The 13,964-nt window shown below is 71.7% G+C and carries 13 protein-coding genes and 1 pseudogene; 9 read left to right on the top strand and 5 right to left on the bottom strand.

Annotation, left to right across the window (positions count from 1 at the left end; genetic code table 11):
• Window positions 1–40: 40 nt before the first annotated feature.
• From sfnG to GTY58_RS06430, 6 genes are all read left to right on the top strand, one after another.
• The gene (gene sfnG / locus GTY58_RS06455; protein WP_010982646.1) at window positions 41–1,162 is read left to right on the top strand and encodes a dimethylsulfone monooxygenase SfnG; all 1,122 of its coding nucleotides are present in this window, start codon (window positions 41–43) and stop codon (window positions 1,160–1,162) included.
• A 165-nt stretch (window positions 1,163–1,327) separates the two neighbouring features.
• Window positions 1,328–1,882, top strand: a complete 555-nt coding sequence (gene ssuE / locus GTY58_RS06450; RefSeq protein WP_010982645.1) for an NADPH-dependent FMN reductase — start codon at window positions 1,328–1,330, stop codon at window positions 1,880–1,882.
• A 5-nt stretch (window positions 1,883–1,887) separates the two neighbouring features.
• The gene (locus tag GTY58_RS06445; RefSeq protein WP_010982644.1) at window positions 1,888–3,072 is read left to right on the top strand and encodes an SfnB family sulfur acquisition oxidoreductase; all 1,185 of its coding nucleotides are present in this window, start codon (window positions 1,888–1,890) and stop codon (window positions 3,070–3,072) included.
• Between the two features lie 57 nt (window positions 3,073–3,129).
• A complete protein-coding gene (locus GTY58_RS06440; protein ID WP_010982643.1) occupies window positions 3,130–4,311 on the top strand; it encodes an LLM class flavin-dependent oxidoreductase in 1,182 nt (393 codons plus the stop codon).
• A gap of 83 nt (window positions 4,312–4,394) precedes the next feature.
• Window positions 4,395–5,516 carry an IS630 family transposase gene (locus tag GTY58_RS06435; RefSeq protein ID WP_169788639.1) on the top strand — a complete coding sequence of 374 codons (1,122 nt, stop codon included), beginning with the start codon at window positions 4,395–4,397 and terminating at the stop codon, window positions 5,514–5,516.
• A gap of 157 nt (window positions 5,517–5,673) precedes the next feature.
• On the top strand, window positions 5,674–5,928 hold the full coding sequence (locus GTY58_RS06430; RefSeq protein ID WP_010982641.1) for a hypothetical protein: 255 nt from the start codon (window positions 5,674–5,676) through the stop codon (window positions 5,926–5,928).
• Window positions 5,929–6,364: 436 nt separating this feature from the next.
• Here the strand turns inward: GTY58_RS06430 and GTY58_RS06425 are convergent, their stop codons facing one another.
• The 3 genes from GTY58_RS06425 to GTY58_RS06415 all read right to left on the bottom strand — a co-directional run bounded on the left by GTY58_RS06425 (window position 6,365) and on the right by GTY58_RS06415 (window position 9,333).
• Window positions 6,365–6,967, bottom strand: a complete 603-nt coding sequence (locus GTY58_RS06425) for a TetR family transcriptional regulator (RefSeq protein ID WP_010982640.1) — start codon at window positions 6,965–6,967, stop codon at window positions 6,365–6,367.
• Window positions 6,968–7,015: 48 nt separating this feature from the next.
• Window positions 7,016–8,011 (bottom strand): NADP-dependent oxidoreductase, encoded by a 996-nt coding sequence (locus GTY58_RS06420; RefSeq protein WP_010982639.1) that lies wholly within the window; start codon window positions 8,009–8,011, stop codon window positions 7,016–7,018.
• A 395-nt stretch (window positions 8,012–8,406) separates the two neighbouring features.
• Window positions 8,407–9,333, bottom strand: coding sequence for an NADP-dependent oxidoreductase (locus tag GTY58_RS06415; RefSeq protein WP_010982638.1), 927 nt, complete (start codon window positions 9,331–9,333; stop codon window positions 8,407–8,409).
• 145 nt (window positions 9,334–9,478) lie between these two features.
• On the opposite strand from GTY58_RS06415, the gene GTY58_RS06410 reads away from it, so the two are divergent.
• Entirely contained in the window at window positions 9,479–10,513 is a 1,035-nt protein-coding gene (locus tag GTY58_RS06410) for a helix-turn-helix domain-containing protein (protein WP_042494272.1), read from the top strand.
• A 72-nt stretch (window positions 10,514–10,585) separates the two neighbouring features.
• On the opposite strand, the pseudogene GTY58_RS06405 reads toward GTY58_RS06410, so the two are convergent.
• Window positions 10,586–10,717: pseudogene (locus tag GTY58_RS06405) on the bottom strand (IS630 family transposase); the annotation flags it as partial.
• A gap of 536 nt (window positions 10,718–11,253) precedes the next feature.
• Window positions 11,254–12,315, bottom strand: coding sequence for an acyl-CoA dehydrogenase family protein (locus GTY58_RS06400; protein WP_010982635.1), 1,062 nt, complete (start codon window positions 12,313–12,315; stop codon window positions 11,254–11,256).
• Between the two features lie 107 nt (window positions 12,316–12,422).
• Between GTY58_RS06400 and GTY58_RS06395 the strand changes: the two genes are divergently transcribed.
• Together GTY58_RS06395 and GTY58_RS06390 are read left to right on the top strand one after the other, a co-directional pair.
• Window positions 12,423–12,773 carry a YciI family protein gene (locus GTY58_RS06395; protein WP_037646103.1) on the top strand — a complete coding sequence of 117 codons (351 nt, stop codon included), beginning with the start codon at window positions 12,423–12,425 and terminating at the stop codon, window positions 12,771–12,773.
• On the top strand, window positions 12,773–13,963 hold the full coding sequence (locus GTY58_RS06390) for a sigma-70 family RNA polymerase sigma factor (RefSeq protein WP_010982633.1): 1,191 nt from the start codon (window positions 12,773–12,775) through the stop codon (window positions 13,961–13,963). Before GTY58_RS06395 ends, GTY58_RS06390 begins: the two co-directional genes overlap by 1 nt.
• The last annotated feature ends 1 nt before the right edge of the window (window position 13,964 follow it).

Raw genomic sequence — 13,964 nt, 5'->3', positions numbered from 1 at the left:
CTCCGTCACCATTCCCGCATTCGCACCAACGGGAGTTCCCATGCCCGCAGAACCCGTCCGCTTCGCCTACTGGGTCCCCAACGTCAGCGGCGGCCTCGTCACCAGCAGGATCGAGCAGCGCACCGACTGGGGCTACGACTACAACCGCGAACTCGCCGTCCTCGCCGAGAACAACGGCTTCGACTACGCCCTCAGCCAGGTCCGCTACATGGCCAGTTACGGCGCCGAGTTCCAGCACGAGTCGACCAGCTTCAGCCTCGCCCTGCTGCTCGCCACCCAGCGCCTCAAGGTCATCGCCGCCGTCCACCCGGGCCTGTGGCACCCGGGCGTGCTGGCCAAGCTCGGCGCCACCGCCGACCACCTCTCCAACGGCCGCTTCGCGGTCAACGTGGTCAGCGGCTGGTTCAAGGGCGAGTTCACCGCGCTCGGCGAGCCCTGGCTGGAGCACGACGAACGCTACCGCCGCTCCGAGGAGTTCATTCGCGCCCTGCGCCAGATCTGGACCGAGGACCACACCGAACTCGCCGGCGACTTCTACCGGTTGCGCGACTTCTCCCTGAAGCCCAAGCCCCTCAACACCCCCGAGCGGCCGCACCCGGAGATCTTCCAGGGCGGCAACTCCACGGCCGCGCGGGCGATGGCCGGCCGGGTCTCCGACTGGTACTTCTCCAACGGCAAGGACTTCGACGGGGTCGTCGAACAGATCGCGGACGTACGCAACTCGGCGGCCCAGGCCGGCCGCACGGCACCGAAGTTCGGCCTCAACGGCTTCCTCATCGCCCGCGACACCGAGACCGAGGCCCGCGAGACCCTCCGCGAGATCGTCGCCCAGGCCGACACCGATGCCGTCGAGGGTTTCGGCGCCGCCGTGAAGCAGGCGGGGCAGTCCACCGGCGACGGCAAGGGCATGTGGCAGGACTCCAGCTTCGAGGACCTCGTCCAGTACAACGACGGCTTCCGCACGGGGCTGATCGGCACCCCCGAGCAGATCGCCGAGCGGATCGTCGCCTACAAGCGCCTCGGCGTCGACCTCCTCCTCCTCGGCTTCCTGCACTACCACGAGGAGGTCGAGTACTTCGGCCGCCGCGTGCTGCCCCTCGTACGCGAGCTGGAGGCCCAACTGCCGGAAAGCGAGGCGGAGTCCGTCCCCGTTCACGCCTGACCGACCGCTCGGGGCGCCTGCCGCACGCAGGCCCCCTCACCCCCGGCACCCCCTCACCCCAGGCACCAACCCCCTGCCCCTCGCTCCGCGCCCCTCGCTCCGCGCCCGTCGCCCCCTGCCCGTCGTCCGCCCTTGCCCCGAACGCCTCGTTCCGAAAGAGGACCCATGGCCACCGTCCTGTCCGTCTCCGGCAGCCCCTCCGTCTCCTCCCGCACCAACCGTCTGCTGCGCCACCTGGACACCCGGCTGGTCGCGCAGGGCCATGAGGTGATCCCGCTCGACGTCCGCACCATCCCCGCGGAAGCCCTGCTCGGCGCCGACTTCCGCCACCCCGCCATCGTCGAGGCCACCGAACTGTTCGCACGCGTCGACGGTGTGGTCATCGGCACCCCCGTCTACAAGGCCGCCTACTCCGGGGTCCTCAAGGCGCTGCTCGACCTGCTCCCGCAGTACGCCCTCACCGGCAAGACCGTGCTGCCGCTGGCCACCGGCGGCACCACCGCCCATGTCCTGGCGATCGACTACGCGCTGCGCCCCGTGCTCAACTCCATGGGCGCGGCGCACATAGTGCAGGGCTGGTTCACCCTCGACAAGGACATCACGGCGGGCGAGGACGGCTCCCTCACCGTCGCACCGGCCGCCGCCGAGGCCCTCACCCAGGTGGTCGACCAGTTCTCGGCGGCCCTGGGCCGCACGCCCCTGCTGGCCGCGGCGGGCTGACCGTCATGCCCGCCCATGTCATCGCCGACGACGCCGAAGCCCTGTCCGTCGCCGCCGCGCTCGCCGACGAGTTCCGTGCCGGGGCGTCCGGCCGGGACGCCGAACGCCGCCTGCCACGCGCCGAGTTGGACCGGCTGTCCGCCTCGGGGCTGCTCGCGGTCACCGTGCCCGCCGAGCACGGCGGCGCCGACGTACGCCAGGAGACCCTCGCCGAGATCTTCCGGCTGCTCGCCTCGGCCGACGCCAGCCTCGCCCAGATCCCGCAGAACCACTTCGTCTACGTCAATGTGATCCGCCGCCAGGGGATCGAGGAACAGCGGAAGTTCTTCTTCGCCGAGGTGCTCGCCGGGCGGCGCTTCGGCAACGCCCAGTCCGAGGCGGGCACCCGGCACGTCCAGGACATCCGCACCCGGCTGGCACCGCGGCCCGACGGCTCGTACCTTCTGACCGGGGTCAAGCACTACTCCACCGGCGCTCTGTTCGCCGACTGGATCCCGGTGCTGGCCCGAGCGGAGAACGACGACCTGCACGTCGCGTACGTCCCCCGGGACGCCGACGGCGTGACGGTCGTCGACGACTGGGACGGCATGGGGCAGCGCACGACGGCCAGCGGCACGGTCCGCCTGGAGGCCGTGTCCGTCCCCGCCGACCGCGTCCTCCCGCACCACCTCACCTTCCAGGGACCCCAACTGCACGGGGCTGTTGCTCAGTTGCTGCACGCCGCCATCGACGCCGGAATCGCCGCGGGCGCGCTGGCCGAGGCCGCCGAGTTCGTACGGACGAAAAGCCGCCCCTGGTTCGAGAGCGGTGCCGAGACCGCCGCCGAGGACCCGCTGCTGATCCAGCGATTCGGCGAACTCGCCATCCAGGTAAGGGCGTCGGACGCGCTTCTCGTGGCCGCCGCCCGTGCCGTCGACGCGGCCCGTGCCGATCTCACCGACGACTCGGCGGCCGAGGCCTCCCTCGCGGTGGCCGCCGCCAAGGTGCACACCGCGAGCACCGCCGTCGAGGTGGCGGGCGCCCTCTTCGAGGTGTCCGGCACCCGCTCGGCCCTCAACTCCCTCAATCTGCACCGGCATTGGCGCGACGCGCGCACCCACACCCTGCACGACCCGGCCCGCTGGAAGATCCAGCACATCGGCCGCCACGTACTCAACGGCACCAAGCCGCCCCGCCACGGCCTGCTCTAGGGCCGGCCAGGCTGATCAGGCGCGGCCCTGGCGGACCTTCCCGATCGGAGACCCGACGTGTCCCTCACCTTTCACTGGTTCCTCCCCACCAACGGCGACAGCCGCCATGTCGTCGGCGGCGGCCACGGCACCCCGGCCACCGCCTCCGGCCGGGACCGGCCGCCCACGGTGGCGTATCTGAGCCAGATCGCCCGCGCCGCCGAGGACCTGGGCTTCGTCGGCGCGCTCACGCCCACCGGTGCCTGGTGCGAGGACGCCTGGCTGACCACCGCGATGGTCTCGCAGCAGACCGAGCGCCTGAAGTTCCTGGTCGCCTTCCGCCCCGGCTTCGTCTCGCCCACGCTGGCCGCGCAGATGGCGTCCACCTTCCAGCGCCAGACCGGCGGACGGCTCCTGCTCAACGTGGTCACGGGCGGCGAGAGCCACGAACAGCGCGCCTACGGCGACTTCCTCGACAAGGACGCCCGCTACCGTCGTACCGGCGAATTCCTGCAAATCGTCCGGGAGTTGTGGGAGGGCAAGACCGTCGACCTGGCCGGTGAGCACCTCCAGGTCGAGGACGCCAGGCTGGCGCGCGTCCCCGACCCGGTCCCCGAGGTCTACTTCGGTGGTTCCTCACCCGTGGCGGGCGAGGTCGCCGCCCGGTACGTCGACGTCTACCTCACCTGGGGCGAGCCACCCGCGCAGGTCGCCGAGAAGATCGCCTGGGTTCGCGGGCTGGCCGCGGAACAGGGCCGTACGCTCCGCTTCGGCATCCGGCTGCACGTCATCACCCGCGACACCTCCGAGCAGGCCTGGGCCGAGGCGCACCGGCTCCTCGACGGCTTCGACCCGGAGACGGTCAAGTCGGTGCAGGCCGGGCTCGCCCGCAGCGAGTCGGAGGGACAGCAGCGCATGCTCGCCCTGCACGGCGGCGGCCTCCCCCAAGCTCTCGACTCCGCTCGAGCAGGGGGGACCCCCACCGGGCTGGAGATCCACCCCAATCTGTGGGCGGGCATCGGCCTGGTGCGCGGGGGCGCGGGCACCGCCCTGGTCGGCAGCCACGAGGAGGTCGCCGAGCGCATCGCCGAGTACCACCGCCTCGGCATCGACGAGTTCGTACTCTCCGGATATCCGCACCTGGAGGAGGCGTACTGGTTCGGCGAGGGCGTCCTGCCGAGGCTGGCCGCACAGGGACTGTGGCAGCACCCGTTCGCGAAGCCGGCGGCCCCCGCGGCACAGGTGCCGTTCGCGAGCTAGCGCTGTGACCGCATAGGTTCGCCGGGTCGGCGGTCGTGGCGGTTGCATGTGGGGTGACATCCGATCCGACCGCTGGAGGCGCGGTGGCCGAGCCCGTCCGTGTGCGCAGACTGACCGACCACGAGGGGCAGAAGCTGCAGCAGATCGTGCACCGGGGCAGCACGAGTTCGGTGCGCTACCGGCGGGCGATGATGCTGCTGGCCTCCGCTGGAGGAAAACGGGTGCCGGTGATCGCACAGCTGGTGCAGGCCGACGAGGACACCGTCCGGGATGTGATCCACGCGTTCAACGAGAAGGGCCTGGCCTGCCTGGACCCTCGGTGGGCGGGAGGCCGTCCCCGCCAACTCAAGTCTGACGAAGAGGACTTCGTCGTCCAGACAGCCACCACCTGCCCGGTCAAGCTCGGCCAGCCTTTTACTCGCTGGTCACTGCGCAAGCTCGTCGCCTACCTGCGCAAAGTCCACGGCCGGGTGATTCGCATCGGCCGTGAGGCGTTACGGTGCCTGCTCGCCCGCCGCGGCGTCACCTTCCAGCGCACCAAGACCTGGAAGGAGTCCCCGGACCCCGAACGGGAGACGAAGCTGGACCGTATCGAGCACGTCCTGGACCGCTTCCCGGACCGGGTATTCGCCTTCGATGAGTTCGGCCCACTCGGGATCCGGCCCATCGGCGGCAGCTGCTGGGCCGAACAGACCCGGCCCGACCGGCTGCCGGCCACCTACCATCGCACCCACGGCGTCCGGTACTTCCATGGCTGCTACTCGGTGGGCGACGACCGTCTGTGGGGCGTGAACCGCCGCAAGAAGGGTTCCGGGAACACGCTGGCCGCGCTGAAATCGATCCGCGCCGCCCGGCCCGACGGCGCACCGATCTACGTGATCCTGGACAACCTGTCCGCCCACAAGGGCGCCGACATCCGCCGCTGGGCAAAGAAGCACAAGGTCGAGCTGTGCTTCACCCCGACCTACGCCTCCTGGGCGAACCCGATCGAGGCGCACTTCGGACCACTGCGGCAGTTCACCATCGCCAACTCCCACCACCCCAACCACACCGTCCAGACCAGGGCCCTGCACTCCTACCTCCGCTGGCGCAACGCCAATGCCCGCCACTGCGACGTCCTGGCCGCCGAACGCAAGGAACGCGCCCGCATCCGCAGCGAGAAAGGCACCCGATGGGGCGGACGCCCCCTCACAACCGCAGCCTGATCCAACCCGGCGAACCTACGCGGTCACAGCACTAGATCGCTGCCGTTGCGGCTCCGTAGGGCGACACGGCCGTCGGCCCACCGGCCGGCCAGGGCGCGGTAACCGTCCCACTTCTGTTATGCGCTGTTGAGCTGTCCACGGACTATCGTCCAGCGTCATGTCGATCACCGGTTGGCGAGCACGGGAGTTCAGCTCCCTGTTCGCCGATCTCGGTGAGGGGTTGGATGATCTGGGGGTGCCCGAGGGGCAGCCGTTCCTGATCAGTCCGGCGGGCGTGTACGACGTGGCGCTGAACCGGTATTTCTCGGTGTGGCTGGCGTTCGCCGTGGAACACCCAGGCCGCCCATGTCCGGGACCTGCGCACGTACTTCGACTTCCTGTGGTTCGCGCGAGGCAGGCGGGACTGGCGTGATGCGCCCATGGACGACCGGGCGGCGTTCGAGTGGTGGGGCGGTCACCTACGACTGCCATGTCTGCCGGCAGCCCTACGAGCGCCCCGACCTGGCCGCCTGCGCCACGCACGACGCGGTAGGACGGCATCATCGCGTCGAAGGCGCCCTTGAACTGCTGAATCGACCCACAAAGCCCTGACCGCACCACACGGGCCTCGACCCGGAATCCTGCGGACAGGGACTGTGCGACGGGGACTCGACGCCACGTAGGTGGGCAATTTCCGGAATCCCAGCAGCACGCGGTGGCGGTAGTCCTCCGGCCGGCCGCCCCACCCGTCCAGTCATGCCGGTTGTATGGGTAGCAACGGCCGGATGACCTGCCATTTGGGGATTCGGGCCATGCTGCAGCCGAGGACTACCCGGATGGTCGCCTGGGCCTGAGGCTGGGGCCGCGCTTCAGCGAGGCAGCAGGACGTCGACCTGCCTGCGGATGTCCTGCACGATCTCCTCGACGCTCAAGGCGATGTTCACGCTCGCCGCCATGCTGAGGAACATCACGGCGGACACGATGTGTGCCAGCGTCGCGGCGTCGCCCTCTGCGACCCGTTCGTCTCGGCGCAGCACGGCGGCGACGGCCTCCTCGGTCTGCGCGACGATGGCCAGTGCCGCGCCGTGCCGGGGCTCCTCGGGGTCGCCGAAGACCATCTCTCGCAGGTAGGTGCGTCCGTTGTCGATCTGGATGCGGTTGCACTCGACGATCGGCCGGAGGATCGCCAGCACCGCGTCCAGCACGCCGGGGACGGTCTCGGCGTCCGCCCGGCCCTGCTCAAGTGCTTCGACGTACTTGGCGTTCTGGACAAGGAGGAGGAGTTCGCCCTTGGTCTTGGCATAAAGGAACAGGGTCCCGGTGCCGATGTCGGCCTGGTCAGCGATCTGCTGGGTCGTGACCTCATCGACGCCGTGTTCGGCGAACAGTTCACTTGCGGCAGCGACGATGCGGTCGAGTTTCTCCTGCTTGTTCCGCTCGCGCCGTCCGACCGACTGGGAGGCGACAGACATGGGTGGTGTCCTCGTGCGTTCTGTGTCGCCCGTCGCGGTTGCGGCGGGTCAGCTGCTGCCGATGACGGCCTTGCCGCGGATGCCGCCCTGGGACAGGGACTGCAGCGCCTGCGGGGTCTGGTCGAAGCCGACCACCTTTCCCACGACCGGACGCACCACGCCCTGGTCGATGAGAGTGGTGATCTGGCGGAGCTGGTCGCCGCTGGCGCGCATGAACAGGAACTCATACGTCACGCCGAGCTTCTTGGCCTGCCTGCGGATCTTGCCGCTCATGCCTGCGACCGCCAGGCGCAGCAGCGGGTTCAGGCCGGCCTCGCGGGCGAACGCGGGGTCCGGGGGACCGGCGATCCCGATGGCCTTGCCGCCGGGCTTGAGCACCCGCAGGGACTTCTCGAGATTCTCACCACCGAGGCTGTCCAGCACCAGGTCGTAGCCGGTCAGGAGCTGCTCGAAGTCCTGGCTGCGGTAATCGATCACCGTGTCCGCGCCGAGCGCGCGCACGAAGTCCGCGTTGGAACCGCTGGCGGTCGTGGCGACGCTCGCCCCGAGGTGTGCGGCGAGCTGGATCGCGATCGAACCGACCCCGCCGGCGCCGGCGTGGATGAGAACCTTCTGCCCTGGCCGCACCTTCCCGCGCTCCACCAGCGCCTGCCACGCCGTGAGCGCCGCCAGCGGCAGCGAGCCGGCCTCTTCCATGCTGATGGAAGCGGGCTTGAGCGCCAGGTCGTCTTCCGCTATGGCGATGCGCTCGGCGAACGTGCCGATGCGGTCCTGGTGGGGCCGGGCGTAGACCTCGTCTCCGGGCTTGAAGCCGCGAACTGCCGTCCCGACGCTGATGACGGTGCCCGCGACGTCGTTGCCCAGAATCAGCGGCAGCTTGTAGGGCAGGATCTGCTTGAACTCACCGGCGCGGATTTTCTCATCCAGCGGGTTCAGTCCGGCGGCCTCCACCCGGACGAGCACGTCGTGCTCCCCCACGGTGGGTTCGGGGACGTCCGCCTCTTGCAGCGGCTCCTTGTACTTGGTGACGACGAACGCTCGCATGGGGCACTACTCCTTGTCTTCATCCTGTTTATCCAGGCGTGAGGCCAGATCAGTCAATTCGGCGTGACATGGGGCCTAGCCTCACTCCATTAATCCGATTGCACTCAATTATGAGTCTGCTCAGGATTAGTTTCAAGGGAGGTCCCATGGGACGCGGTCACATGCCGGTCGGGCGCCGCGAGCGGGCCAAGCAGGCCAAGCGTGAGCGCATCATGACCGCAGCCCGCGAACTGTTCGCCGCACATGGCGTCAGCGGGGTCACGGCACAGCAGCCGACCGTGCCCGCAGGTCCGCCCCGTCCCGTTCGGCCGCGCCCGGAGCCCCGGGGCCGGTCGGTCCCGGGGCTCCGGTCCCGCTCCACCTGCCCGCAGCCGACCCGGCCGGGGCGGCCGGCGTCAGGCGACGCTCAGGACGATCTTCCCGGTGGTGCGGCCCTGCTCGCCGATCTCGTGCGCCTTCGCGGCCTCGGCCAGCGGGACGACGGTCTCGACCACGGGCGTGAGCGCGCCCCGCTCGGCCAGGGCGGCGATCTCGCGCAGACCCAGGTGGTCGGGCTCGACCAGCATCCACACCGCCCGCACGTGGCCGGGGACGTCGGCGGGGACGTCGTCGGGGCCGGGCAGGGTGATCAGCCGACCGCCCGGGCGCAGCACCGTCAGGGATCGCTCGGCGTTCTGGCCGCCGAGCCCGTCCAGCACCACGTCCACGTCCCCGACGGCGTCCTCGAAGCGGACCGTGCGGTAGTCGATCACCTCGTCCGCGCCCAGCTGCCGCAGCAGGTCGTGCTTGCCGGCGCTGGCCGTGCCGATGACGTACGCGCCGCGGGCCTTGGCGATCTGCACGGCCAGGTGGCCGACCCCGCCGGCCGCCGCGTGCACCAGCACCCGCTCACCGGCGCGCACCCCGGCGGTGTCCACCAGGGCCTGCCAGGCGGTCAGCGCGGCCAGCGGCAGCGCCGCCGCCTGCACGTGGGTGAGGTTCGCCGGCTTGGGCGCGAGGTGGCGGGCCGGGGCGACGACGTACTCGGCGTAGGCGCCCGCCTGCCGCGGGAACAGCGGCATGCCGTACACCTCGTCCCCGGGGCGGAACATCCCCACGCCCGGTCCGACGGCCTCCACGGTGCCGGAGACGTCCCAGCCGACCGCCGGGACCTCGCCCCACTCGATCAGGGCCCCGCTGGCCCGGGTCTTGAAGTCCACCGGGTTCACACCGGCCGCGTGGACCCGCACCAGGACCTCGTTCAGTCCCGGCTCGGGCCGGGCGACCTCACGCTCCACGAGCACCTCCGGTCCGCCCCACTGCTCCACGACCACCGCACGCATGCTGTCCGCCTCACTCTTTTCCGTCTTGATCGGGTACCGGCCGCCCGGGCCCTTCCCGGCGCGACGCAGTCCACGATCCGGCACCCGCCCCCACCATGGTGTTGGCCGTCTGGCCACTATGTGACAGGATCTGGCCATGAGCGAGATGCAGTGGCCGTGCACCGACCCCCGCCCCGACCCGAGCGCCGACGCGGCCGGGCGGCACCGCATCGCCGTCCTCGCCCTGCCCGGCGTCCCGCCCTTCGAACTCGGCATCCCCTCCCGCGTCTTCGGCAGCGTCCTGGACGCCGGCTCACGCCCGCTGTACGAGGTCACCGTCTGCACCGCCGACGGCGCCCCGGTCCTCAGCGACGCCGGGTTCACCGTGCAGCCCGCGGCCGGTCCCGAGGCCCTGGCCGCCGCGGACACCGTGATCGTCCCGCCCACGCACGCCATGCCCGAGCTGGGCCGCGGCGGCCCGCTGCCGCCCGAGGTCACCGCGGCCATCGCCGGCATCCGGCCCGGCACCCGCCTGGTGTCCATCTGCACCGGCTCCTACGTCCTGGCCGCCGCGGGCCTCCTCGACGGCCGGCCCGCCACCACCCACTGGCACCTCGCCCCCGAGTTCCGCCGCGCCTACCCCCGCGTCAAGGTCGACGAGGAGGTCCTCTTCGTCGACGACGGCGACGTCCTGACCTCCGCGGGCGTCGCCGCCGGCGTCGACCTGTGCCTGCACATGATCCGCCGCGACCACGGCGCCGCCGCCGCCAACCGCGCCGCCCGCATGTGCGTCGTCCCGCCCTGGCGGGACGGCGGCCAGGCCCAGTACATCGACCGCCCGGTGCCCGAACCCACCGTCGCCACCACCACCGCCACCCGCGCCTGGGCCCTGGAACACCTCGGCGAACCCCTCTCCCTGAACCGCCTGGCCGAACACGCCCGGATGAGCCTGCGCTCCTTCACCCGCCGCTTCCGCGACGAGGTCGGCATGACCCCCGTGCAGTGGCTCACCGCGCAACGCCTGGAACTGGCCAAGCAGTTGCTGGAGACCACCGACCTGTCCATCGACCTGGTCGCCCACCGCTGTGGCTTCGGCTCCGCCAACTCCCTGCGCGCCCACATGCGCACCGCCTTCGGTGTCTCACCCGCCTCCTACCGCCGCACCTTCCATACCGACGACCTGGTGGAAGCGGGCGTCTGAGGACACATCAGCGCCGCACATACCCGCTCCGCGGGCCGGCCGGGATCCGCCTGATCATCCGCTGCCGGTGCCCCCTCCAGCGGAGGCCAGCAGCATCATCGCCCGCCGGTAGCGCACCGAACTCGTGCTGCCCCGGCGCACGATCTGCTGCAGCTTCTGCCCCTCGTGGTCGGTCAGTCTGCGCACACGGACGGGCTCGGCCACCGCGCCTCCAGCGGTCGGATCGGATGTCACCGCACATGCAACCGCCACGACCGCCGACCCGGCGAACCTATGCGGTCACAGCACTAGCGCGGCACAGGGGGAGCCGGCCGGCCACCGCGAGCCGGCCGGCCACAACCGCGCGGCGGGCCACAACCGCGTGGCGGGCCGGAACGGCGCGGGGGGTCGGAACGGCGCGGGGGGTCGGAACGGCATGGCGGGCCGGAACGGCGCGGCGGGTTGGAATCGCGCGGCGGCCACAACCGCGCGGCGGTTAAAAGGGCGTGGCGGTCGGAATCGCGCGGCGGGCCACAACCGCACGGCGGGCCACAACCACGTGGCGGGCCACAACCGCGTGGGCGGGTCGGAGCGGCGCGGGGGGTCGGAACGGCGTGGCGGCCACAACCGCGCGGCGGGCCACAACCGCACGGCGGGTCGGAACCGCGCGGCGGGCCACAACCGCACGGCGGGCCACAACCGCACGGCGGGTCGGAACCCCGGTGAGCCGGAACCGCGCCGCGACCCACCCGCACCCCGCGCTAGTACGGCGCGGCCAAGGACCCGAGGTGCGCCGTGCGTACCTCGGCCGTCTGTCCCTGCACGAGCAGGAACATCCCCTCCCGCGCCAGCCGCTGCGCGGGGCTGCCGAGGTCCATGGCCCGGCCGCCCCCGGCCACCACGGCCGCGGTCGTGGCCGCGCGCATCAGGTCGTAGGCGCGTGTCTTGACCACCAGCCGTTCCTCGATCCGCTCCGACGGCACGGGGTGGTCGGCCAGCGCGTACGCGTGCCGCCGGACCTCGTCGAGCCGGCCGCGCAGGACCCGCGCGGACTCCTGCGCGGCCGGATCGCCGTCCGCCAGCAGGCCGAGCGCCGACGCGGTGATCCCGAAGACGGCGGGTCCGGCGTTGGTGTTCTTGGGCCGGTCGGCAGCCGCCCAGGTCTCGTACGGCGTCCGCAGCGCCACCGCCTCCTCGGGCAGCCACAGGCCGTCCAGTTCCAGTGACACCGTGCGCGCGGCGGTCAGCGCCGCGAGCCGCATCGGCGGCGACGGGCGCAACCCCGGCTGCGCACGGGCCTCGGTGAAGGCGAAGAGCGCTTCGTCCGTGTCCGTGACCCCGGCCAGCAGCATCACGTCGTTGAGCCCCCAGCCCGTGTACCAGGGCACCGTCCCGTCGAAGCGCCAGCCGCCGCGCTCCCGGGTGACCCGCACCGGAACACGGGGATACGCGCGCAACTGGGCGTACGCCACCCCGGACAGCAGCTCCCCCCTCGCCAACGGCCCCAACAACCACTCCCGCACAGGCAGTTCGCTCTTGGCCAGGGTCATCACCGGCGTGTGGTGCTGGGTCTGCACGAACCACGTCGAACAGCAGGCCCCGGCCAGGATCTCCGCGGTCTCGCGGGCCACGGCGGCCGGCGCCGCCGACCCGCCGTACTCCACCGGCGCGCTCAGCCCGAGCAGCCCCGACCGCTTGACCGCCTCGATACTGCTCGCGGGCACCCCCTCCTGGTCCACCTGCTCCGCGCGGGGCGCCAGCACCTCGGCGGCGAGCCGGCGCGCCCCGGCGACGAGCGGATGCGGATCCGGTGGAGTGGTCATCTGGGAAATTCTCCCGAAGTCGTCGTGTCGGGTGTCGATCCGGCGCTCTCCCGTTCGTGTAGTCAGTGAAAGACCACCCCGTGGGAGATCACCGAGGAGGACACATCATGAAGCACTACCTGCTCAGCGTCATGCAGCCGGCCGGCGAGCCGCCCGCCCCCGAGGTCCTGGAAGGGATCATGCACAACCTCGACGTCTTCCACGCGGAACTGCGCGAGGCGGGCGCCTGGGTGTTCGCCGGGGGACTGCACGGCCCGGAGACGGCCACCGTGCTGCGGGCCGAGGAGGGCGGCGATGTCCTGATCACCGACGGCCCGTACACCGAGAGCAAGGAGTACCTCGGCGGGATCTGCCTCATCAAGGCCCCCGACCTCGACGCCGCCCTCGAGTGGGGCCGCAAGGCGACACTGGCGACGACGCTCCCGATCGAGGTACGCCCCTTCATGGGCGAGGCCTGATGGCCGTCGGTGTCGAGGAGGTCTTCCGCGCGGAGTACGGCCGCGCGGTCGCCGTCCTGGTCCGCTTCCTCGGCGACATCGACCTCGCCGAGGAAGCGGTCCAGGACGCCTTCACCACCGCACTGCGGACGTGGCCGGAGAGCGGAGTCCCGCCGAGCCCGGCCGGCTGGATCATCACCACCGCGCGGAACAGGGCGATCGACCGGCTGCGCCGCGAGTCCACGCGCGAGGCCCGCCACGCCGAAGCGGCCCAGCTGTACGCGCCCGGCACACCGGCCGAGGAGGGCCCCGTGCGCGACGACCGGCTCCGCCTCATCTTCACCTGCTGCCACCCCGCGCTCGCCACCCAGGCACAGGTCGCGCTGACGCTGCGGCTGCTCGGCGGCCTCACCACGGCGCAGATCGCCCGCGCCTTCCTCGTGCCCGAACCCACCATGGCGCAGCGTCTGGTCCGCGCCAAGGCCAAGATCCGCGACGCCCGCATCCCGTACCGCATCCCGCGCGATGCCGACCTCCCGGACCGCGTCAGGGGCGTGCTCGCCGTCGTCTACCTCATCTTCAACGAGGGCTACGGCGGCCGCGAGGACCTGTGCGCCGAGGCCCTGCGCCTCGGCCGTCTCCTGGCCGAGCTGATGCCGGACGAGCCGGAGGTCATCGGCCTGCTCGCGCTGATGCTGCTGATCGAGGCGCGCCGCCCGGCCCGTGAGACGCCCGAGGGCACCCTGATCCTGCTGGCCGACCAGGAACGCGGCCGGTGGGAGCGCGGCCTGATCGCCGAGGGCCAGGCGCTCGTACGCCGCTGCCTGCGACGCGATCAGCCCGGGCCGTACCAGATCCAGGCCGCGATCAACGCCGTCCACAGCGACGCGCCTACCGCTGCCGCCACCGACTGGCGCCAGATCCTCGCGCTCTACGACCAGCTGATGGCCCTGGCCCCCAGCCCGGTGGTCGCCCTGAACCGCGCCGTCGCCGTCGCCGAGACCGCGGGCCCGCAGCCGGCCCTCGACCTCGTCGACGCGCTCGACCTCGACGGCTACCACGCCTTCCACGCGGTCCGTGCCGACCTGCTCAGGCGCCTGGGCCGCGGCACCGAAGCCGTGCGGGCCTACGAGGCGGCCATCGCCCGCACGGACAACGCGGCCGAACGCGGGTATCTGGAGCGCCGCAGGGCGGAACTCACGCCGGAGTGAA

This window comes from Streptomyces sp. SID5469 (assembly GCF_009862865.1).
Taxonomy (GTDB): domain Bacteria; phylum Actinomycetota; class Actinomycetes; order Streptomycetales; family Streptomycetaceae; genus Streptomyces; species Streptomyces avermitilis.
The sequence above is the reverse complement of the archived record's forward strand: the minus strand, read 5'-3'. Positions and strand labels throughout refer to the sequence as shown.

Excerpts from the sequence above, each read along its gene's own strand:
- GTY58_RS06445 (WP_010982644.1), top strand. The coding sequence starts at position 1,888 with ATGCCCGCCCATGTCATCGCCGACGACGCCGAAGCCCTGTCCGTCGCC.
- GTY58_RS06400 (WP_010982635.1), bottom strand. The coding sequence starts at position 12,315 with ATGACCACTCCACCGGATCCGCATCCGCTCGTCGCCGGGGCGCGCCGG.
- GTY58_RS06390 (WP_010982633.1), top strand. The coding sequence starts at position 12,773 with ATGGCCGTCGGTGTCGAGGAGGTCTTCCGCGCGGAGTACGGCCGCGCG.
- GTY58_RS06430 (WP_010982641.1), top strand. The coding sequence starts at position 5,674 with ATGTCGATCACCGGTTGGCGAGCACGGGAGTTCAGCTCCCTGTTCGCC.
- GTY58_RS06395 (WP_037646103.1), top strand. The coding sequence starts at position 12,423 with ATGAAGCACTACCTGCTCAGCGTCATGCAGCCGGCCGGCGAGCCGCCC.
- GTY58_RS06420 (WP_010982639.1), bottom strand. The coding sequence starts at position 8,011 with ATGCGAGCGTTCGTCGTCACCAAGTACAAGGAGCCGCTGCAAGAGGCG.
- ssuE (WP_010982645.1), top strand. The coding sequence starts at position 1,328 with ATGGCCACCGTCCTGTCCGTCTCCGGCAGCCCCTCCGTCTCCTCCCGC.
- sfnG (WP_010982646.1), top strand. The coding sequence starts at position 41 with ATGCCCGCAGAACCCGTCCGCTTCGCCTACTGGGTCCCCAACGTCAGC.
- GTY58_RS06410 (WP_042494272.1), top strand. The coding sequence starts at position 9,479 with ATGCAGTGGCCGTGCACCGACCCCCGCCCCGACCCGAGCGCCGACGCG.
- GTY58_RS06415 (WP_010982638.1), bottom strand. The coding sequence starts at position 9,333 with ATGCGTGCGGTGGTCGTGGAGCAGTGGGGCGGACCGGAGGTGCTCGTG.
- GTY58_RS06425 (WP_010982640.1), bottom strand. The coding sequence starts at position 6,967 with ATGTCTGTCGCCTCCCAGTCGGTCGGACGGCGCGAGCGGAACAAGCAG.